Origin of the sequence: Sphingobium fuliginis (assembly GCF_015074805.1) — a bacterium.
Lineage (GTDB): Bacteria > Pseudomonadota > Alphaproteobacteria > Sphingomonadales > Sphingomonadaceae > Sphingobium > Sphingobium fuliginis.
On the sequence record NZ_CP060035.1, the window covers coordinates 841,929 to 859,728 of the forward strand.

Sequence of the window (17,800 nt, forward strand, 5' to 3'; positions counted from 1 at the left end):
ATCTGGCGGGGGTGCAGCGGAACCACCGATTTCATGAGAGTGAGCGCCGAGGTTACGTCCGATGCCACCATCCAAAGCAGCAGGTTCGCGCCCGTCCCGCAGAGCGGTTGATTCAACCAGGTTCAACGGGACCATCACGGCGGCTTTCAATCCGATCAGCACTTCCCTCGGCGAGGTCCATCACCGCTCTGGCCGAATAGCGCAGGGAGAGGCCCCGGTGGACCGCTGCCGCGGCGGGATGCTTTGCCTCGACCGCCATAGCAGCTTCCTGCTTCGCACGGGCCATCAGATATTCGGTTTCTGGATCAATCATCCTTCGCTCCTTTGCCTCATGCGCGGGCCTTCGGACCGCAAACCTTGCTGCCACGTGACTAATCATACCGGCGTGGGATCGGCCGTGCGCGGGTCGGGGCGGAGAGGTCTCGCTTCGTTGGGACATGATCGGTCGGAGCCGGTTAAACTCATATCTCCACCTTGAGCGGACGAACCCATTGTCGAGTTTTCGTCTTTCGCGTACATCGTCACGGCAGTGAAACGTGCGCTTCATCTTTTTCTCCTGCTGGGAGCCCTGATCGGCCTGTTTGGCCAGTCGGTCGCTTATGCGTCCGTCCAGTCTGCGATGTCCGCGCCGATGGCGATGTCGGGGATGACCGATTCCGGGATGTCCGAGGACTGCATGAAGATGATGGCGCAGCAACAGCAGCCCGCGCAGAAACCCTGCAAGGGCATGACCCTCGCCTGCATCGCCGCGATGGGCTGCGTCGTTCCCATGGCCGTTCGCAATGACGCACTGGCGCTTGCGGCGCGCGCGGCCGATCCGTCCCTGGCCTTCTGGCCGACCACCACTGTCCTGCGTGGCAGTGAGCTTACTCCCGAACCGGAACCACCCACTCTCCTTGGCTGATCGAATCCGGCCTTCAGGCTGGCAGGATCGGTGCGCCTATCGTGCACCGGAATATCCTGTCTGACCTGCGGCCACTCTACGATTATCGCCAAAGGAATAGTGTCATGAAGACGTTCAAAATCGCCGCAGCCGTCATTGCGGCTTCCATCTCCGCGCTCGCCATCGCTCCCGCATTTGCCGAGGGCGACGCTGCCGACCCGGCCCAGGGTCACTATGAGTGGCAGCGGGCTCCGCAATCTGGCCCGCGTGCGCCGCTGCAGGCGCCCCGGCACGTCTGGATCCCGAACGCTACGCAGGTGGCAAGCTGCGACTGCGATATGATGAAGATGAGCGACACGGCTGCTGCTAGCTGCATGAAGGGGATGCCCGGCATGGCGTCCCCTTCGGGCGCGTCGGCCGGCTAGGATATGGTCCTGGCTGGTCCGGTTCTTCTTGACGGTCAGGTCTGAGATGCCGGTGAAGCGGACCTCCGCTCCGCCGGCATCGTCGTGCCTCGTCCCATAAAGCCGCGCTGGCCTGATCTCGCGATCAGGAGATTTCCATGCGATTGTTTCTATGTCTGCCGCTGCTCGCGGCGATTCCCGGCGTTGCGTTCGCCGGGCCGCTCACCTTTGAAGCCGCGCTCCTGCGTGCCCGACAGGAAGCGCCGTCGCTCAAGGCCAAGACGCTTGGCGCCGATGCCGCGCGTTCGGCGCGCGGCGCAGCCGGCGCGCTACCCGATCCGACACTTGGCGTCAGTGTCGAGAGCTTCCCAATCTCGGGACCGCTCGCGTTCGAACCACAGCGCGACGATTTCACGATGGCGCGGGTGGGCGTGTCCCAGGACATTCCCAATCTCGCTAAGCGCCATGCCCAGCAGGCGCGCGCCGATAGCGACATCAAGGCGGCCGAGGCAGATACCGCCGTCGAGGGCCGAACCGTCGAGGTTGGCACCGCGCTCGCCTGGATCAACCTGGCCTATGCCGAACGCCGGCTTGCCGCGCTCGACGATGTTCTGTCCCACCTTGAGCGCGTAGTGGGAACGACGCCAAGCGCGGTCGCCTCGGGCAACGCCCGGCCGGCGCAGACCCTCGCAGGACAACAGGCCGTCGCGACGATGCAGGATCGTCGGAGCGAACTGGTGTCGAACGTGGCACGGGCACGCGCGACGCTGACCCGCTGGACCGGCGACCCCGCCCCCGAGATCGCCGGCTCAATCCCGGATTTCGCGGTCGATGCAGCGGGCCTGCGCGCAGGACTCGATCGCCACCCCACCATCCGGATGATCGATGCCCAGGCGGGGCAAGCGGATGCCGATGTTCGCGTGGCCGACGCCGGTCGGCGTTCCGACTTCGGTGTCAATTTGGCCTATCAGCGTCGCGACCCCCGTTTCGGCGACTATTTTTCTGCCGGCGTGACGGTCAGCCTGCCGTTCTTCACCCGCAATCGCCAGAATGCCGGGATCGCCGTAGCCCAGGCCAATGCCGGGCGGATCCTGGCCGAACGTGAAACGGCCCAGCGCGCCCTCGCCGCCGACCTCGATGCCGATCTCGCCGATCATGTCATGCATCATGAGCAATGGATGCGCGCGCGGGACACACTGCAGCCGCTCGCCGAGCAGCGGGTCAGATTGGAGACCGCGAGCTACGGCGCCGGACGCGCCAGTCTCGTCGATGTCGCCGACGCCTATGCCGCGCTCGCCGACGCCACCCTCACTGTCCTCGACCGCGAAGCCCTGGTTGCCGCTGACGGCGCCCGATTGACCCTCACCTACCGGAGCGAAGACCGATGAGCCTCGAGAGATCACCGCGCGCCCGGCTGGGTCTTGCAGCCGCAGCGCTCACACTCGTCGCCGGTGGCGCGGGCTATGGCATTGCCCATCTCGGCGGGAGCGAAGCCGCTCCGGCACAAACGGCCGATGCCGGCCGCAAGCCGCTCTACTGGTATGACCCGATGGTCCCGTCGCAGCATTTCGACAAGCCGGGCAAGTCGCCCTTCATGGATATGCAGCTCGTCCCCAAATTTGCGGACGGGAGCGGTGGCGATGCGCCCGGCGTCCGGATCGATCCGGCGACATCGCAGACGCTGGGGCTCCGCACGATCGCAGTCCGGCGCGGTGAACTGGCGAGCAGCCTGACCGCCGCCGGCACGATCGACTTCAACCAGCGCGATGTCGCGATCGTCCAGGCGCGTGCCGGCGGGTTCGTCCAACGGGTCTATGCCCGGGCGCCCGGCGACATCATCGGCGCCGGTGCCCCGCTTGCCGATCTGCTCGTTCCTGAATGGGGCGGCGCCCAGGCCGAGTTTCTGGCGGTTCGCCGCACCGGGAACGCGGCGCTGACCCAGGCCGCGCGCCAGCGGCTCATGCTGCTCGGCATGCCGTCGGGCACGATCTCATCGGTCGAGCGAACGGGACGGCCGCACAATGTCGTGACGATCTCGACTCCCACCGGGGGCGTGATCAAGACATTGGATGTCCGGGCCGGCATGACCATGACCGCAGGACAGACGCTCGCCGAGGTCAACGGCCTCGGTACGGTCTGGCTCAACGCCGCCGTGCCCGAAGCGATCGCTGGTCCGCTCAAACCCGGACAAACCGTACAAGCAACGCTGGCGGCGTTCCCCGGCGAAACCATCTCCGGGCGTGTGTCGGCGATCCTGCCCGAGACCCAGGCGGACAGCCGGACGCTGACCGTTCGTATCGAGTTGCCCAATCGCGGCGGGCGCCTGCGTCCCGGCATGTTCGCCACCGTCTCGTTCGGTGGCAGCGCGCAACCAGCATTGCTCGTGCCCTCCGAGGCGCTGATCCGAACCGGCAAGCGGACGCTGGTGATGCTTGCGCTCGACAAGGGGCGCTACCGGCCCGCAGAGGTTCAAATCGGAAGGGAATCCGGCGACGATACCGAGATCCTGGCGGGCTTGAGCGAGGGCGAGAAGATCGTCGCGTCGGGCCAGTTCCTGATCGACTCAGAGGCTAGTCTTTCCGGTGTGGAAGCACGGCCGATCGGTGGCAGCGCGCCGCCGGCAGTTGGCAAAGCCGCTGCTACCGCCGCGCTGTATGAGACCGTCGGCAAGATCGAACAGATCACCGCCAATTCAGTGACGCTCAGCCATGAGCCGGTGCCAGCGATCGGCTGGCCGGCGATGACGATGACCTTCCAACTCGGCGCACCCACGCTCGTGCGTGGCTTCAAGGTAGGTGATCGCGTACGGTTCGGTTTCGACCAGCCGCCAACGGGACCGACCGTGCGCCGCATGGCGAAGGTGGCCGGCCAGTGATCGCCCATCTCATCCGCTGGTCGGTCAGGAACCGCTTCTTCGTCCTGATCGGGGTGATGGCGCTTATCGCCGTTGGCTTGTGGGCGGTGCGATCGACCGCGATTGATGCGCTGCCCGATCTCTCCGACACGCAGGTCATCATCCGCACCTCCTATCCGGGGCAGGCGCCGCAGATCGTCGAGAACCAGGTCACCTATCCGCTCACCACCACCATGCTCTCGGTGCCGGGCGCGAAGACCGTGCGCGGCTATTCCTTCTTCGGCGACAGCTTTGTCTATGTGATCTTCGAGGACGGCACTGACCTCTATTGGGCGCGCAGTCGCGTGCTCGAATATCTCAACCAGGTGCAGGGGCGGCTGCCGGCAAGCGCCCGCAGCGCGCTCGGACCGGACGCCACTGGGGTCGGCTGGGTCTATGAATATGCCCTCGTCGACAGGACCGGCCAGCACGATCTTGCCCAGCTTCGCGGGTTTCAGGACTGGTTCCTGCGATACGAGCTGAAGACTGTCCCTGGCGTCGCCGAGGTCGCCAGCATCGGCGGCATGGTCAAGCAATACCAGGTGCTGCTCGATCCGGTGAAGCTCGCCGCCTACGGCGTCACCCACGCTCAAGCCGTTGATGCCATCCAAAAGGCCAATCAGGAAGCGGGCGGCTCGGTGCTCGAAATGGCCGAGGCCGAATATATGGTCCGCGCCTCGGGCTATCTGAAAACGCTCGATGATTTCCGCGCGATCCCGCTCAGGACAGCCGCCGGCGGCGTGCCCGTGACGCTCGGTGATGTCGCCACCATCCAGATCGGCCCGGAGATGCAGCGCGGCATCGCCGAGCTGAACGGCGAAGGCGAGGTAGCGGGCGGCGTCGTGATCCTGCGATCGGGCAAGAATGCGCGCGAGACGATCGCGGCGGTCAAGGACAAGCTCGCCAGCTTGAAGGCCAGCCTGCCGCCCGGCGTTGAGGTGGTGACGGTCTATGACCGGTCGCAGTTGATCAATCGCGCGGTCGACAACCTCACTGACAAGCTGATCGAGGAGTTCATCGTCGTCGCGATTGTCTGCGGCTTGTTCCTCTGGCACGTCCGTTCGGCACTGGTCGCGATCCTGACCCTGCCGCTGGGCGTGCTAGCCGCGTTCGTCGTTATGCGGTTCCAGGGCGTGAACGCCAACATCATGTCTCTGGGCGGGATCGCCATCGCCATCGGCGCGATGGTCGATGCGGCCGTGGTCATGATCGAGAATGCCCACAAGAAGATCGAGCGCTGGGAGCAGGATCACCCCGACAAGCATCTCGAAGGCGAGATGCGCTGGATCGTCATCACCGAAGCCGCCGCCGAAGTCGGACCAGCCCTGTTCTTTAGCCTCCTGATCATCACGCTGTCGTTCATTCCGGTGTTCACGCTCGAAGGGCAGGAGGGCCGGCTGTTCGCACCGCTCGCCTTCACCAAGACCTATGCGATGGCGTCGGCGGCGATCCTGTCGGTCACCCTGGTGCCGGTGCTGATGGGGTTGCTGATCCGGGGGAATATCCCGCCCGAGCAGTCAAACCCGGTCAATCGCTGGCTGACCAATATCTATCGTCCCGCGCTCGACTGGACGATGCGAAAGCCCAAGACGGTGCTGTTGATCGCAGCTTTGCTCTTCGCAACCACCGCTTGGCCGCTCACACGCCTCGGTGGCGAGTTCATGCCGAATATGGACGAAGGCGACCTGCTCTACATGCCCTCGGCACTGCCGGGACTGTCGGCGGCGAAAGCCTCGCAGTTGCTCCAGCAGACCGACCGGCTGATCAAGACCGTGCCAGAGGTGGAGAGCGTGTTCGGCAAAGCTGGACGCGCGGAGACCGCGACCGATCCGGCTCCGCTCGAAATGTTCGAGACGACGATCCAGTTCAAGCCGCGCGATCAATGGCGGCCGGGCATGACGCCAGACAAGCTCGTGGACGAACTCGACCGGACGGTGAAGCTCCCCGGCCTAGCCAATGTCTGGGTGCCGCCGATCAGGAACCGCATCGACATGCTCGCGACCGGCATCAAGAGCCCGATCGGGGTGAAGGTCTCTGGGGCCGGTCTCGCCCAACTCGACCGCATCGCCCATGATGTCGAGACGGTGGCGAAGACCGTGCCCGGCGTCAGTTCGGCGCTGGCCGAGCGACTGACCGGCGGACGTTATGTCGATGTCGATATCGACCGCGCCGCCGCCGCCCGGTTCGGGCTCAATATTGCCGATGTCCAGCAGATTGTGTCGGGCGCGATCGGCGGCGAGACCGTCGGCGAAACAGTCGAGGGGCTCGCCCGCTACCCGATTAGCGTGCGCTATCCGCGCGAGTTGCGCGACAGCCTGGAGGGGCTGCGCACGCTGCCCGTGCTCACGCCCTCGGGCCAGCAGATCACGCTCGGCACGGTTGCGAACGTCTCGATCGCCGAAGGGCCGCCGATGCTCAAGACCGAGAATGCCCGGCCCTCGACCTGGGTTTATGTCGATGTGCGCGGGCGCGATCTGGCTTCGGTCGTCGGCGATCTCCAGCGCGCGGTTGCGAAACAGGTGAAGCTCTCGCCGGGCGTCAGCATCGCCTATTCCGGCCAGTTCGAATATCTCGAACGCGCCGTCGCCAAATTGAAGCTGGTCGTGCCAGCGACGCTGCTGATCATCTTCGTGCTGCTCTACCTGATCTTCGGCCGGTTTGACGAAGCGGCCTTGATTATGGGCACACTGCCGTTCGCGCTCACCGGCGGCATCTGGACGCTCTACTTGCTTGGCTTCAACCAGTCGGTCGCGACCGGCGTCGGGTTCATCGCGCTTGCCGGCGTCTCCGCCGAGTTCGGCGTGGTGATGCTGATCTACTTGAAAAATGCCCTGGAGGAGCGCGGTGACGGTCCCGATGCCGGCCAAGTCGAGGCGGCAGTGCGCGAAGGTGCGCTGCTCCGCGTCCGGCCGAAGGCGATGACGGTCGCGGTGATCCTCGCCGGCCTGCTGCCGATCCTGCTCGGATCGGGCGCTGGCTCGGAGGTGATGAGCCGGATCGCTGCGCCGATGATCGGCGGCATGCTGACCGCGCCCGTGTTGTCCATGTTCGTACTTCCTGCCGCCTATCTTTTGCTCCGGCGGCCGAAGAGCAAGCCCATACCCCAACCTCTTGTTTCATGAAGGAGAAGACCATGAACTATGTACGACTGACCATTGCCCTAAGCCTCGCCGCCCTGACTGCCGCGTGCGGCAAGAAAGCGGAGACGCCGGTTGCGGTCGAGACCAACCAGGCGGCGCCCGCCGCGGCCATGAGTGGCGACATGGGCAAAATGGCGATGGCGCCAGCCGCAAGCACCGCGATCAAGGCCAAGGGCCATGGTACGGTCACCGCGATCGACAAGACAACGGGCACGATCACGCTCGATCATGGCCCGATCCCCGAGGCCAAGTGGCCGGCGATGACGATGGCGTTCAAGGCGGCGCCTGCGATCACCGACGCGGCGAAGGTTGGCGATAAGGTCGATTTCGACCTCACACTGACGGGCAGCGCGGGCGAAGTGACTGCGATCCACAAGCAGCCCTGACCGGCTGATCATAGCGCCGGCTGGTCCGGCGCCATGATCAGGCTTTGCACAACCCGTGGCTGCCTGCGGCCTGCGCTATCTGGGCTCGGGTATCGGCCTCGCGATGGCCGCTGGTGGTCATGATATCGCTACTTGATCTAGGATCGGCGCGGGAGCTCACGCATGACCTTGGCCGAAACGATCTGTGCCCGCCTTGCCGCCGTCGCCGAGCCGGAGCGCGCCGCCGGTATGCAGGCTTATATGAAATCCACCATGCCTTATTTGGGCGTCTCCGCGGTGCCGCTGCGGCAGGTCTGCAAGGAGGTTTTCGCTGACCTGCAATACGAAAGCGCATCGCAATGGCACGCCGACGTCCTCGTGCTCTGGCGCGGCGCGCGCTTTCGCGAGGAACGCTACACCGCCATTGAACTGACTGGCCTGCGCGCCGCGCATCCGTTCCAGCGTATCGATGCGCTGCCGATGTACGAGGAGATGATCGTCACCGGCGCCTGGTGGGACTATATTGATCCCATTGCCGGGCAACGCTTCTGGGCAATCCTGCAGCATGAGCGCGAGCCGATGAAGCGCGCCATGCTGGCCTGGGCGGTGGACGAGAATGTGTGGAAACGCCGAAGTGCGATCCTGTGCCAGCTCAGGGCCAAGCAACAGACCGACCTCGATTTCCTGTATGCTTGCATCGCGCCTTCGATCGCCTCCAAAGAATTCTTCCTGCGCAAGGCGATCGGATGGGCGCTGCGCCAACATGCCTGGACCGATCCGGCAGAGGTGGTCCGCTACGTCGAGACACACCCCGAACTGAGCGGGTTGAGCAAGCGCGAGGCGCTGAAGAATGTTGGTGGTCGTTCCTAGCGTTGGCCGGGTCCGCTGTTGCCGCGCCAACCTATGCGATGCTTTTGGCAGTCTCTCGGTCGTCAAATTGGGAGACAGGCCGACATCCGGACGGCCACGGCGATGATATCCTATCCAGGGGGATAGGATAATCGTGCAGTATCTGCTACCGGGCCGGCATGACCTCGCTCACCGATCTCCTCCAGCAGGGCGCCACGCACGCCTGGCTGTTCATTCCGAGCGCGATCCTGCTCGGCGCCTTGCACGGGCTGGAGCCCGGCCATTCCAAGACGATGATGGCCGCGTTCATCGTGGCGGTGCGCGGCACCGTGCGGCAGGCGGTCCTGCTCGGCCTCGCGGCCACCGCGTCGCACACCGTTGTCGTCTGGATCGTCGCGCTCGGCGGTATGTGGCTGTTCGGTGGCCTGAACGCCGAGGCGACCGAGCCCTATTTCCAGCTCGCGTCGGGCGTGCTGATCGTCGTCATTGCCCTGTGGATGCTGTGGCGGACCAGGCGCGAGCAGAACGCCGCGCACGACCATGACCATCCGCATCACGACGAGGCGCACCATGTCGACACCGGGCATGGCGTGCTCGCGCTTAGCATTTACGAGACCGGGGTGCCGCCCCGTTTTCGCGTGCAGGTGATCGACGGCGCGGCACCGCGTGGGGCTGAGATCAGCGTCGAGACCGAGCGCACGGACGGCGCGCGGCAGCTTTTCCGGTTCGCGGAATGTGATGGTGTACTGGAGTCGGTCGAGGAGATCCCTGAGCCACACGAATTCATGGCGCGGTTATCGATCCGCCATGATCACCATGCCCATGACTATGATGTAGCCTTCCTCGAGCACGATCATGGCGACGATCATCTCCATGAAGAGGTGCGCGGCCTCGACGTGACCGGGCCGGGCTATGTCGATGCGCATGAGTTGGCGCATGCCAACGACATCCGCCGACGTTTCGCTGATCGCAACGTCACGACCGGGCAGATTGTCCTGTTCGGCCTTACCGGCGGGCTCATCCCCTGTCCCGGCGCGATCACGGTGCTGTTGCTGTGCCTCCAGCTCAAGCAACTGACCCTCGGCGCGGTGCTGGTATTGTGCTTCAGCATCGGGCTCGCGATCACGATGGTGCTGTCGGGGGTCATCGCCGCCCTGAGCGTGAAACACATCTCGAAGCGGTTCAGCGGGTTCGGCGAGCTTGTCCGGCGGGCGCCCTATGTCTCGGGCGGTATCATCCTGCTGGTCGGCGTCTATGTCGGCGTGCAAGGCTGGCTCACCTTGCCGCACCCGCTATAGACTTGTCGCATGAGCCACGCCGCCAGCCCCGATCTCGTCAACCGCCTCAAGCGCGCTCAGGGTCATCTCGCAACCATCCTCAAGATGATCGACGAGGAACGGGACGGATTGACGATCGCCCAGCAATTACAGGCTGTGATCGGGGCCCTCGAGAAGTCGAAGACTCTCTTGGTCAGCGACCATATCGAGCATCATCTTGAAAGCGTCGTCGGGCCGCTGTCGCAAGAGGCCCGGGCCGAACTCGCCAAGCTCGCGGATCTCGCCAAGTATCTTTGAGCCTTCGTTTCGACCCACCGGTCAAGGCGCAGGCTGAAACACCATCGCTGTCGTCACCACGCCGGTCCAGACGGCGCCAGCGCCTCGATGATCAGACACTCGGCCACCGTTCCCTGGCGGCAATCTCCAATCATGCGGCTGAGTTCGCCGCGCAGCGCCTGGAGGTCGGCGAGCTTGCGGTCGATTTCGATCAGGTGTGCGGTCGCGATCGCATCGACCGCCGCACAGGACTGCGCCCGGTCATCGGCGAGGCCGAGCAGTTCGCGGACCTGGTCCAGCGTGAAGCCGAGATCGCGGGCGCGCCGAATGAAGGAGAGCCGCGCCAGATGCTTCTTGCCATAGCTGCGGCAGTTGGCGGCGTTCCGTGCAGGGGCGGGCAGCAACCCGATCTTCTCATAATAGCGCACCGTCTCGATGTTGGTCGCGGTCGCTGACGCCATTTCACCGATCTTCATCGCTTGACCCTGTAGTTGCTACAGGGTGCATATAGGCCATCGACTCAAGGGAAAGCGAGGCGACATGGCCGGTTGCGGATCATGCTGTGCAGAAACACAGCGCATCGAAGACACACGCTGGCGGCGCGTTCTGTGGATCGCGCTGGCTATCAACGTCGTGATGTTCGCCGGTGAGATCGGCGCGGGCATCGCCTCGGGATCACGGTCGCTGCAGGCGGATGCGCTCGATTTTCTCGGGGATGCCGCCAACTATGCGATCAGCCTCGGCGTCGCAGGCATGGCGTTGCGCTGGCGGTCGCGTGCTGCGTTGCTCAAGGGTAGCACGATCCTCGCCTTCGGCCTCTACGTCCTGATCACGACGATCCTGGCTGCACTCGGCCGGGGCCTGCCACAGGCCGAGACGATGGGGATCGTCGGCGTGATCGCCCTGATCGCCAATGGCAGCGTCGCGCTCATGCTCTATCGTTACCGCAGCGGCGACGCGAACATGCGCTCGGTCTGGATCTGCTCGCGCAATGACGCGATCGGCAATATCGCGGTGCTGCTCGCGGCCGCCGGCGTCATCGGCACGGGTACGGCCTGGCCGGATCTCGCGGTCGCCGCGATCATCGCAGGCCTTGGCATAACCGGCGGGGCGCAGATCATCCGCCAGTCCCTCGCTGAATTCAAACTGGACCAAGGGTCAGGCAACATCGCGCAAGCAACCGCTCGGTAACGCCGATCGAGCGTCGCCCACGGATGCGTGAGTGGCTCGACCGGTTCAATGAGAGTGTCGACCGACTCGCGGCATAACAGCCGTTTCTCGCCCCGCCCGGGCCGCGCAGCTTCACCTTGACCGGTGTCTAGCCACGCCGTCATTCTACCGTGACGATGCGCCTGATCCACGACCTCGCCGTTCGCCGAATACTTTATCGTCGGCCGATTCCGACCATGCCGGATATCCTGGTGATTGATATACCACCGCGGTACGCGGCCCCCAGCCTACCGCTCGGCCGCTACTATCCCATCATCATCGAAACCCGCTTCGAACTCGACGAGATCGAGACCTTTCTCGCCGCCGAGCGGGACTTCCCCGTCGTCCCCGACTTATTCGACCGACGCCCTTCGGCGCTGACTGGTGGTGACATCGTCTTCTGTCACTATGCGGCGCCGGCTCCGGAATGGCCGCTCCTGCTTCTCTGCCATTGGCCCGCCAACTTCACTGTAATGGTGCCGCCAACGAGCGATTCCTTTGCCCGCGGTTGCTACACCACCGCGATGTTCGAGAGCATCGACGCGCTCGATCAGACCGAAGACCGGCTTCTCACTACGCTCGGTCGCCACCACCCGGTCATCGTCAAACCGATCGGCACCGCGCATCCCGCAGGCCACGCCTAGCCAGCGGCATCTCTGCCCCTGTAGGTCCCGATACCCAAACGGCGCGATGCACCGGATGCAGCGACGGATGCGGAACGCCCCACACTTTCATGGAATCCACCGCCGCGTCGGTACGCGGCCGGCCTTTCTCGTTCGCGCGCCCTAACCCGCACACCAAACTTGCCCCGGAAGCCTTGCCTGGTGTCGTCGGGCGCGGGCGATCGAGCGCGCGTCGGCGGTTGGGCGCGCGGCCAGGCGGGGGGAGGGAGGGGCGGCGCTGGTGGCGGCGCGGCGCTGTTTTTGGGCGGCAGCGCGGGCGGCAAGGTCAGGGACCAGAGGAAAGGGGGATCTGGAGGAGTGTCGCCGAGATGGTCTCGAGAGCGACATTCAAAGGAGTTGAGACGATGAACATTGGTGAATTCAAGAAGGAGAACGGCCGCCTGATGGGTTCGGTCTTCACGCGCACCATCGACCTGCCGAGGATCGGGCTTCGCCCGGTGCAGAGCCAGAGCGAGAAGGCGCCGATCTACGAGATCGTGGCGCTGAACATCGCGCGGCGCTGGGTGCAGATCGGGGCGCTCTGGGAAGCCGTGTCGAAGAAGACCGGCGAGATCTTCCTCGCGGGCCAGATCGACGATCCGAGCCTGCCCGAGCCGCTTCCGGTCGCCCTGTTCCCGAACGAGGCGGGGGGCTTCACCGTCGCCTGGCGTCGCGAAAATCTCGGCGGCGGGTTCGGCGGCGGCTTCGGCAGCGGTGGGTTCGGCACCAGCCAGCGCGACTATGCGCCACGGACCCAGGACGGGTTCGGTGACAGCACCGCCGGCGCCGACGGCAGCCTGAACGGCGACCGGACGGACGCGGACGCGGACGAGGACATCCCGTTCTGACCCGCGCGTGAACAAGGGCCGGGGGTGCGTCGAGCGCCTCCGGCCCTTTTTTTGTTTTCCCATCTCACAAGGAGTTCGCCATCATGGCTCGAACCGTATCCTCGAACAGCGTCAGCCGACTGGCCGACCTTCCCACCCTCTATGCCGAGATGATCGCCACCCCGGAATTTCAGGCGGCGTTCGGCGATCCCATGCCGCTCAGCATCGTCGAGCTTGGCGATGAACCCGGCGAGCATGACATGCCCGAACCCTTCGCGGTGCAGGCCGAATGCGGGGCGATCATCGCCGCCATCTTTGATCTCTTCGCGGGCACGCGGCTTGAGCCGCTGTCCGCCGAGATCGCGTGGGGCTTCGTCAACAGCTTCCATTTCGTCGCCGGGAAGCTGGAACGCCGCGAAGACAGCCTCGCCGCCGAGATCGGTGATCTCGTGCGACATCCCGACATGAGCGAGGTCTATAATAACGAGCTGGAGGAGAAGCAGCTCCTCTGCCAATCGACCGCAGAGCATCGCGAAGCGATCGAGTGCATGCGCGACTATGCGGCCGAGATGTACCGCGCGCAGTCGGGCTGGCCATGGTCGCCAGCGCGGGGAAGCCGGGCATCCTCCGCATCGTCGGCGAGCCAGATCGCGGCACAGGATTTCCTGCGTGCCCGCGAACTTGCCGCCCGCGAGAAGCACAGTCCGAAGGGACCGATCGTCGTCTTTTCCGGACCCGCCCAGTGGCACGATTGGGAAACCCTGTGGGCGCGGCTCGACGAGGTCCATAAGCGCGTGCCGCACATGTCCCTTGTGACCACCGGTCAGCGCAAAGGGGCCGACGCGATCGCCGCGGCCTGGGCGGCCCGCAACAGCGTGCCGCTGGTGGCGTTCGGGCTCTACGGTTCGGGTAGGAAAACCGCCTTCACCCGAAACCGCAAGCTCGCCGAGCTGAAACCCGTCGAGGCGGTGCTCTGCGAAGGCTCGGGGTTGCAGGCGAACCTCTATCAGACCCTGAAACAGGCGGGCGTGCCCATCCATGCCTTCCGCAAGGCTGATCAGGTCGCCGACACCGCGGTGCGCCGGATGCGGGCCTGAACCTCGGGGGCGGGGGCTTCGCTTCCGCCTCCTTTCCCACCGTTTCACAGGAGGCCGACATGGCCATACCAGACGTGCATCGGCGCAATTTCGCAACCCTGCGCCGCGCGGCCGAAGACGGTAATCTCGCCCTCATGGAATGCACCGACGCGGTCACCGGCGTTCCCCGGTACGTGATCTGCGCCGTGGGACGCGAAGACGGCGCTTATGTGATGACTCCGTTCGGTCACCTCCACGACGGAGACCCCTATGAGGCCTATCTGCCTCCCGCAACCGACAGATCGGACCAGCCATGATCGCCCATGGCGGCTGCACTGAGCCCGGCGGCGTGGAGCTTGCCGACGAGCGATGGGAAGCGCCGTGTCCACGTTGTGGCCAATCCGCCGAGCACGGCCATGTCGAGCGCGCGGAAGGCTCGCTCAATATCCACCACACGCTCGCCTGTGACCATTGCGGGCATCAAGAAGGGTTCGACTGGATGAACCCGTGACGATCTGACGATCGCTACCCGGGCCGGACGCGTCCCCGCGTGCCGGCCCATTTTTATGCAAGCAGGCGTCCGCAACGTCCCGTGGGACCAGAAGGATCGCCGGAGGCATCGAGCCTCCGGCAATCCTGCTTCTCTTCCCTCAAATCCTCCGAGAATGGCACGGGGACACCGGCGGCCTCAAGGACGACGGGGCCCCACCATTTTCCTTGGCGTGCCAGCGTCAGCCTCTCTCCCTCAGCGTTGCGCAGCGCCAACGAAAATCGTGACCCCCATCGCCGCTGACGCGGTCGCTTCGCGATCCTTGACCCCGCCGGCCGGAGCCCGTGCAGGCGAGATGCCTCTTCGAGACATCAGGAGGCGATCATGTGCGAAGTTCTCAACAAGCATCGGGCGGGCGTTCCGGCGGGCGCGGTCTATATCGGGCGCGGGGCGAAATGGGGCAATCCATTTGTCATCGGGCGGGACGGGGATCGCGCGGCCGTCATCGCGAAATATGAGCGCTATCTGCGCTCGCGGCACGATCTGCTGCTCGCACTGGACGAGCTGCGCGGTAAGGATCTGGTGTGCTTCTGCGCGCCGCTGGCCTGTCATGGCGATCTGCTGTTGCGGCTGGCGAACGCGACGCGCGAGGAGCGCATCGCATGGTGGCGCGAGGCGGCATAAGCCGGTGCGCCGGGCGGGCATGCTGAAACGGCGTGCTCGCCTCTTTGACACAGATTGGTTCGCGTGCCGGCACGGGGGCACCCTGCGGGTGCAGCGAAAAGGTCCACCGGGGGCATCGAACCCCAGCTGGCCCTGGGGCGTCGCGCTTGGGGAGACGATGCGATTCGGGGGGCATCGAGCCCCCCGAATCACAGCCTCTCTCTATCTATCAAGAAGTCCAAGGGTGGCACGGGGACAGCGCCGGCCTCAAGGACGACGGGGCCCCACCATTTTCTTTGGCGGATCGGCCGCAGTGCTTCCGCTTCAGCCTTGGTGACCGCCAAAGAAAATCGTGACCCCCATCGCCGCTGCGCGGTCGCTTCGCGATCCTTGACCCCGTCGCTCAGAGCCCGTGCCTGGAAAAATGCCTCTTTAAATTTCAGGAGGCCATCATGACGCATTCACCCCGTTCCATTTCCCGCTTCGCCGACATCGCCGCGCTCTATGCCGAAGAAACGGCCGAACCCAGCGACCGCTTCGCCGCCGCCTTCACCGAGACGGTGGGTGAGTTCCGGATCGACCGCGCCGAGGACAGCATCGATGCCGGGATGCCCGATCCGCTGGAGGCCGAGCGCGCGACCGAACTCCTCATCACGACGCTGTTCGACGTCCTGCGCGACACCCGGCTGGAGAGCATCGCCGACCGCCTCGCCTGGGGCATCGTGCACAGCTTCCACAAGGTCGCTGACCAGCTCGACGGGGAAGCCGATCGGGCGGCGCAGCAGGTCAACGGGCTGATCCGCTCCGCCGACGGCAGTGAGGTCGCGACGACCGAACTGGAGGAAGCGCAGACGCTCTGTCAGTCGCTGGACGAAGCCCGGGACGCGGTCGCGTGCATGCGCGATCACGCGGCGCAGATGTATCATGCCGAGACCGGACGACCATGGTCGGCACCGCGCGCGACGTTGGTGTCGGGAAAGCGGACCGCCTCGGTCATCGCCGCCACCGACTTTCTCGCCGCACGCCGCCAGCGCCGCATCGAGGAGCACGCGCCGCAGGGGCCGGTGGTCATCTTCTCGGGCGGGCAGCAGTGGGAGGACCATCAGCTCCTGTGGGATCGGCTCGACGCGATCCACGCCCGGATCCCGACGATGGTGCTGGCGACGACCGCCCAGAACAAAGGATGCGACGCGATCGCAGCGGCATGGGCGGCGCGGTCGGGCGTGAAGCTGGTGGCCTTCACGCTCGACGCACGGTTGGGGAAGCGGGCAGGGTTCGCCCGCAACGAGCGGCTGCTGGCACTGCGCCCCGTCGAAGCGCTGGTCTGCGAGGGGTCAGGACTGCAGTCGCACCTCGCCCGGATGGTCCGCGAAAAGCGGGTGCCGGCGCACTTCTTCCGGCTCTCGGATCAGCGCACAGCCAGCGCTGTCGCCTGAGATCGTGACGGGGATCGGTTGGGCATGATGCCCGGCCGGTCCCTTTTTTTGTTGGCGTTGAGAACCGCCCCGCTCGGGAGCCCGATCAAAGATCGGGTCCGTCACGGGGCGGTGCGACAGCGATGCTGTGGGCCTCCTGCGCGTGGCTACGCCATGCTCGTCGCTGGGCCGCCCTTCTGGCGACTTTTAGGTTCGGGCGCTGCCGCTGGCAGCGCCTTCAGTGCCGAGACGGCGGGGCTTCCTCCCACCCGAATCGCGTGGGTGAGGACGTCCCTGAAATCCCGCTCGCTCAATGCTTCGATCGGGAGGTCCGTGACCATCCCAGCATATCGGTCGCGCAGGGCGCGGCGGGCACTCTCCACTTCTTCAGCGACCTTGCGCTGACGCGCTTCGAGGTCGGCAAGTCGCTCACGTTCCGTCATCTTGGGCATGTCCATCGTCCTTGTGATGGGTCTGCCCGCCGTCCCGGATTGTAGGCTGGGTTCGCCCGCATTCAATCCCGAACTTGGGGTATCGATCTCATGCAAACTCACGGAATCGCGATTGAGATGGGCTTGCCGGCGTGCCGCCGGCGAAAAGAAGAAATCCCCTGCCGGGGATTGTCCGCCCGTGCCCGGTCGAGACAACGCAGCGCGCAGAGCGCTGCGAAGGGGAGCACTCACGGCCTTGGCCGTTTGTAATGCACCGTACGCACGGGTGCTGCGTGGCTATTCCGTCGTTAAATCAATGTCATAAACCTGTCCGACAAGTCCGACGCTGGACACGGCGCGGCGTCCGACATGTCACCCGCGAAAGACAGTGCGTCGAGCAAGCCGTTGGATTTGCGCGTCTATTCGTGTCGGACATGTCGGACAGCATAAATCGTTGAAAAACAGCGGCATTCGCGCTATGATGCCTTCGCTTCAAGACCTGCCCGTCGAGCTCCTATGCTGGAGCTACGACATGATCAGAATAAGCGTGCGGGTCGATAGTGCCCTGCACGACCGCCTCAACCGGCGCGCGGCGGGCGCCGACCTTTCCCTGTCGGTGTTCGTTCGTTCGGTACTGGAACAGGCCGCCGACCCCCGCGGCCGGTACATCTATTCGTCGCAGGACGAGATCCTCGCGACCTGCATTCAGATCCTCACCATCCTCGGTACGTCGGTCGGCCAGCGGACGCCGGACGTCCTGCAAAAGGGGATGGCGGAGGCTCGCGGCATATTGCGGGACAGGGGTCTGCTCGACCCGGAGGCCGACCGATGAGCCGGGACGAACAACGGGCTGATCCCGTCTCAGCTACCGTACTTAAGGCAACGCCGCACCTGCCGACCATCCCCTGGATAATCGGCGTCCTGCCGCTCCTGCATCTCG

At 65.2% G+C, this 17,800-nt stretch carries 21 protein-coding genes; 18 read left to right on the forward strand and 3 right to left on the reverse strand.

The window, feature by feature from the left end; translation table 11 throughout:
* Positions 1-112: 112 nt before the first annotated feature.
* Complete coding sequence (locus H5V43_RS03990) at positions 113-313, reverse strand: hypothetical protein (protein ID WP_025546440.1); 201 nt, start codon at positions 311-313, stop codon at positions 113-115.
* Between the two features lie 216 nt (positions 314-529).
* Here H5V43_RS03990 and H5V43_RS03995 point away from each other — a divergent pair, with 216 nt between their 5' ends.
* The 9 genes from H5V43_RS03995 (at position 530) to H5V43_RS04035 (ending at position 10,108) form a co-directional block, all read left to right on the forward strand.
* Positions 530-904, forward strand: coding sequence for a hypothetical protein (locus H5V43_RS03995; protein WP_193666780.1), 375 nt, complete (start codon positions 530-532; stop codon positions 902-904).
* Between the two features lie 104 nt (positions 905-1,008).
* Entirely contained in the window at positions 1,009-1,308 is a 300-nt protein-coding gene (locus tag H5V43_RS04000) for a hypothetical protein (protein WP_025546441.1), read from the forward strand.
* A gap of 137 nt (positions 1,309-1,445) precedes the next feature.
* The gene (locus tag H5V43_RS04005) at positions 1,446-2,675 is read left to right on the forward strand and encodes a TolC family protein (protein ID WP_025546443.1); all 1,230 of its coding nucleotides are present in this window, start codon (positions 1,446-1,448) and stop codon (positions 2,673-2,675) included.
* Positions 2,672-4,162 carry an efflux RND transporter periplasmic adaptor subunit gene (locus tag H5V43_RS04010; protein ID WP_025546445.1) on the forward strand — a complete coding sequence of 497 codons (1,491 nt, stop codon included), beginning with the start codon at positions 2,672-2,674 and terminating at the stop codon, positions 4,160-4,162. The genes H5V43_RS04005 and H5V43_RS04010 overlap by 4 nt, the downstream gene beginning before the upstream one ends.
* A complete protein-coding gene (locus tag H5V43_RS04015; RefSeq protein ID WP_025546447.1) occupies positions 4,159-7,302 on the forward strand; it encodes an efflux RND transporter permease subunit in 3,144 nt (1,047 codons plus the stop codon). Before H5V43_RS04010 ends, H5V43_RS04015 begins: the two co-directional genes overlap by 4 nt.
* Positions 7,303-7,313: 11 nt before the next feature.
* Positions 7,314-7,706: a copper-binding protein gene (locus H5V43_RS04020; protein ID WP_025546449.1), complete on the forward strand. Its 393-nt coding sequence runs from the start codon at positions 7,314-7,316 to the stop codon at positions 7,704-7,706.
* Between the two features lie 162 nt (positions 7,707-7,868).
* Entirely contained in the window at positions 7,869-8,555 is a 687-nt protein-coding gene (locus tag H5V43_RS04025; RefSeq protein WP_025546451.1) for a DNA alkylation repair protein, read from the forward strand.
* A 158-nt stretch (positions 8,556-8,713) separates the two neighbouring features.
* Positions 8,714-9,832 (forward strand): nickel/cobalt efflux transporter, encoded by a 1,119-nt coding sequence (locus tag H5V43_RS04030; RefSeq protein ID WP_025546453.1) that lies wholly within the window; start codon positions 8,714-8,716, stop codon positions 9,830-9,832.
* 9 nt (positions 9,833-9,841) lie between these two features.
* Positions 9,842-10,108 carry a metal-sensing transcriptional repressor gene (locus tag H5V43_RS04035; protein WP_025546455.1) on the forward strand — a complete coding sequence of 89 codons (267 nt, stop codon included), beginning with the start codon at positions 9,842-9,844 and terminating at the stop codon, positions 10,106-10,108.
* Positions 10,109-10,161: 53 nt separating this feature from the next.
* Here H5V43_RS04035 and H5V43_RS04040 read toward each other — a convergent pair whose 3' ends face one another.
* Positions 10,162-10,563: a MerR family transcriptional regulator gene (locus H5V43_RS04040; protein WP_025546457.1), complete on the reverse strand. Its 402-nt coding sequence runs from the start codon at positions 10,561-10,563 to the stop codon at positions 10,162-10,164.
* 64 nt (positions 10,564-10,627) lie between these two features.
* Here H5V43_RS04040 and H5V43_RS04045 point away from each other — a divergent pair, with 64 nt between their 5' ends.
* The 8 genes from H5V43_RS04045 to H5V43_RS04080 all read left to right on the forward strand — a co-directional run bounded on the left by H5V43_RS04045 (position 10,628) and on the right by H5V43_RS04080 (position 16,450).
* Positions 10,628-11,278 (forward strand): cation efflux transmembrane domain-containing protein, encoded by a 651-nt coding sequence (locus H5V43_RS04045; RefSeq protein WP_025546459.1) that lies wholly within the window; start codon positions 10,628-10,630, stop codon positions 11,276-11,278.
* 155 nt (positions 11,279-11,433) lie between these two features.
* The gene (locus H5V43_RS04050) at positions 11,434-11,940 is read left to right on the forward strand and encodes a hypothetical protein (protein WP_025546461.1); all 507 of its coding nucleotides are present in this window, start codon (positions 11,434-11,436) and stop codon (positions 11,938-11,940) included.
* A 383-nt stretch (positions 11,941-12,323) separates the two neighbouring features.
* The gene (locus tag H5V43_RS04055) at positions 12,324-12,806 is read left to right on the forward strand and encodes a DUF736 domain-containing protein (RefSeq protein ID WP_025546462.1); all 483 of its coding nucleotides are present in this window, start codon (positions 12,324-12,326) and stop codon (positions 12,804-12,806) included.
* 83 nt (positions 12,807-12,889) lie between these two features.
* Positions 12,890-13,882 carry a DUF2493 domain-containing protein gene (locus H5V43_RS04060; protein WP_025546463.1) on the forward strand — a complete coding sequence of 331 codons (993 nt, stop codon included), beginning with the start codon at positions 12,890-12,892 and terminating at the stop codon, positions 13,880-13,882.
* 59 nt (positions 13,883-13,941) lie between these two features.
* The gene (locus tag H5V43_RS04065; RefSeq protein WP_025546465.1) at positions 13,942-14,178 is read left to right on the forward strand and encodes a DUF6117 family protein; all 237 of its coding nucleotides are present in this window, start codon (positions 13,942-13,944) and stop codon (positions 14,176-14,178) included.
* Positions 14,175-14,372 (forward strand): hypothetical protein, encoded by a 198-nt coding sequence (locus tag H5V43_RS04070; RefSeq protein ID WP_128830630.1) that lies wholly within the window; start codon positions 14,175-14,177, stop codon positions 14,370-14,372. Before H5V43_RS04065 ends, H5V43_RS04070 begins: the two co-directional genes overlap by 4 nt.
* 363 nt (positions 14,373-14,735) lie before the next feature.
* Positions 14,736-15,035: a DUF4326 domain-containing protein gene (locus H5V43_RS04075; protein ID WP_025546467.1), complete on the forward strand. Its 300-nt coding sequence runs from the start codon at positions 14,736-14,738 to the stop codon at positions 15,033-15,035.
* Between the two features lie 431 nt (positions 15,036-15,466).
* On the forward strand, positions 15,467-16,450 hold the full coding sequence (locus H5V43_RS04080) for a DUF2493 domain-containing protein (RefSeq protein ID WP_025546471.1): 984 nt from the start codon (positions 15,467-15,469) through the stop codon (positions 16,448-16,450).
* Positions 16,451-16,596: 146 nt separating this feature from the next.
* On the opposite strand, the gene H5V43_RS04085 is transcribed toward H5V43_RS04080, so the two are convergent.
* A complete protein-coding gene (locus H5V43_RS04085) occupies positions 16,597-16,881 on the reverse strand; it encodes a hypothetical protein (protein WP_025546473.1) in 285 nt (94 codons plus the stop codon).
* 511 nt (positions 16,882-17,392) lie between these two features.
* Between H5V43_RS04085 and H5V43_RS04090 the strand changes: the two genes are divergently transcribed.
* Complete coding sequence (locus H5V43_RS04090) at positions 17,393-17,692, forward strand: ribbon-helix-helix protein, CopG family (protein ID WP_025546475.1); 300 nt, start codon at positions 17,393-17,395, stop codon at positions 17,690-17,692.
* Positions 17,693-17,800: the final 108 nt, after the last annotated feature.

Bases quoted from the DNA above. Each gene is read 5' to 3' on its own strand.
- H5V43_RS03990 (WP_025546440.1), bottom strand. From the start codon at position 313: ATGATTGATCCAGAAACCGAATATCTGATGGCCCGTGCGAAGCAGGAA.
- H5V43_RS04000 (WP_025546441.1), top strand. From the start codon at position 1,009: ATGAAGACGTTCAAAATCGCCGCAGCCGTCATTGCGGCTTCCATCTCC.
- H5V43_RS04005 (WP_025546443.1), top strand. From the start codon at position 1,446: ATGCGATTGTTTCTATGTCTGCCGCTGCTCGCGGCGATTCCCGGCGTT.
- H5V43_RS04010 (WP_025546445.1), top strand. From the start codon at position 2,672: ATGAGCCTCGAGAGATCACCGCGCGCCCGGCTGGGTCTTGCAGCCGCA.
- H5V43_RS04020 (WP_025546449.1), top strand. From the start codon at position 7,314: ATGAACTATGTACGACTGACCATTGCCCTAAGCCTCGCCGCCCTGACT.
- H5V43_RS04025 (WP_025546451.1), top strand. From the start codon at position 7,869: ATGACCTTGGCCGAAACGATCTGTGCCCGCCTTGCCGCCGTCGCCGAG.
- H5V43_RS04030 (WP_025546453.1), top strand. From the start codon at position 8,714: ATGACCTCGCTCACCGATCTCCTCCAGCAGGGCGCCACGCACGCCTGG.
- H5V43_RS04035 (WP_025546455.1), top strand. From the start codon at position 9,842: ATGAGCCACGCCGCCAGCCCCGATCTCGTCAACCGCCTCAAGCGCGCT.
- H5V43_RS04040 (WP_025546457.1), bottom strand. From the start codon at position 10,563: ATGAAGATCGGTGAAATGGCGTCAGCGACCGCGACCAACATCGAGACG.
- H5V43_RS04045 (WP_025546459.1), top strand. From the start codon at position 10,628: ATGGCCGGTTGCGGATCATGCTGTGCAGAAACACAGCGCATCGAAGAC.
- H5V43_RS04050 (WP_025546461.1), top strand. From the start codon at position 11,434: ATGCGCCTGATCCACGACCTCGCCGTTCGCCGAATACTTTATCGTCGG.
- H5V43_RS04055 (WP_025546462.1), top strand. From the start codon at position 12,324: ATGAACATTGGTGAATTCAAGAAGGAGAACGGCCGCCTGATGGGTTCG.
- H5V43_RS04060 (WP_025546463.1), top strand. From the start codon at position 12,890: ATGGCTCGAACCGTATCCTCGAACAGCGTCAGCCGACTGGCCGACCTT.
- H5V43_RS04065 (WP_025546465.1), top strand. From the start codon at position 13,942: ATGGCCATACCAGACGTGCATCGGCGCAATTTCGCAACCCTGCGCCGC.
- H5V43_RS04070 (WP_128830630.1), top strand. From the start codon at position 14,175: ATGATCGCCCATGGCGGCTGCACTGAGCCCGGCGGCGTGGAGCTTGCC.
- H5V43_RS04075 (WP_025546467.1), top strand. From the start codon at position 14,736: ATGTGCGAAGTTCTCAACAAGCATCGGGCGGGCGTTCCGGCGGGCGCG.
- H5V43_RS04080 (WP_025546471.1), top strand. From the start codon at position 15,467: ATGACGCATTCACCCCGTTCCATTTCCCGCTTCGCCGACATCGCCGCG.
- H5V43_RS04085 (WP_025546473.1), bottom strand. From the start codon at position 16,881: ATGCCCAAGATGACGGAACGTGAGCGACTTGCCGACCTCGAAGCGCGT.
- H5V43_RS04090 (WP_025546475.1), top strand. From the start codon at position 17,393: ATGATCAGAATAAGCGTGCGGGTCGATAGTGCCCTGCACGACCGCCTC.